Origin of the sequence: Enterobacter cloacae complex sp. IR5450 (assembly GCF_049238665.1) — a bacterium.
In the GTDB taxonomy this organism is placed as follows: Bacteria; Pseudomonadota; Gammaproteobacteria; order Enterobacterales; family Enterobacteriaceae; genus Enterobacter; species Enterobacter hormaechei_C.
The window spans coordinates 1-662 of sequence record NZ_JBMKIC010000097.1 but is presented as its reverse complement, the minus strand read 5'-3'; the positions used below and the strand labels follow the sequence as shown (position 1 = coordinate 662).

2 protein-coding genes are annotated in these 662 nt (G+C 55.1%); one reads left to right on the top strand and one right to left on the bottom strand.

The genetic code is table 11. The features are described from left to right. Positions 1-11 precede the first annotated feature (11 nt). The gene (locus ACOTYB_RS24865) at positions 12-155 is read left to right on the top strand and encodes a Rop family plasmid primer RNA-binding protein (RefSeq protein ID WP_331251879.1); all 144 of its coding nucleotides are present in this window, start codon (positions 12-14) and stop codon (positions 153-155) included. Positions 156-445: 290 nt separating this feature from the next. Here the strand turns inward: ACOTYB_RS24865 and ACOTYB_RS24860 are convergent. Beyond that, the coding region (locus ACOTYB_RS24860) for a hypothetical protein (RefSeq protein WP_242364793.1) at positions 446-662 on the bottom strand (217 nt) is incomplete at its 5' end.

Sequence of the window (662 nt, the reverse complement as noted above, 5' to 3'; positions counted from 1 at the left end):
TGGCCAAATTTATCCGCGCACAGACACTTCTCCTCCTTGAGCGGCTCGAGCAGATGGATCTGGATGAGGCTGCCGGCTGCTGTGAGCACCTGCACGATCAGGCCGAAGCGCTTTACGCCATGCTGAACGCACAGATAGGCGAGGAAAATGCGTGAAAATCGGTGAACGGGTGCGCAATTCAGTGCGCGGCCGTGAGGCGATGGCGGGGTGTCGGGGCGCAGCCCTGACCAGGGTATTTGTGATGCCGGCGCGTGCGCGGTATTACAAATGCACATCCTGTCCCGGAACGGACACCGGGAAACAGCAAAAAAAACCGGGCGGCACGCCCGGAACTCAATCAAGTTAGATTAGATTACTCTCACTCGTCCATAACAGCATCATGGAACGACGACCACCGTCCGTGACGGCCGCCTCGTTTAAGTATGGACAGAAATACAGAAAATGCTCAGGACGAAATGTAATGAATGCGAACGGATTCAAGAAATTCGAGCATGACAGTCCTTACGGCCGGTTCGGTTTCAGACAAAATCTGCCGGTATGCATCCAGCATCATGGCTCCGGCATCCCCTCCGGCACGCCGTAGCCAGACCGAAACAACGGACACAAGCAGGTGTCGCTCATCATCACTAAGAGTCATCAGGGCTCCGGAAGAAAAACCAAAC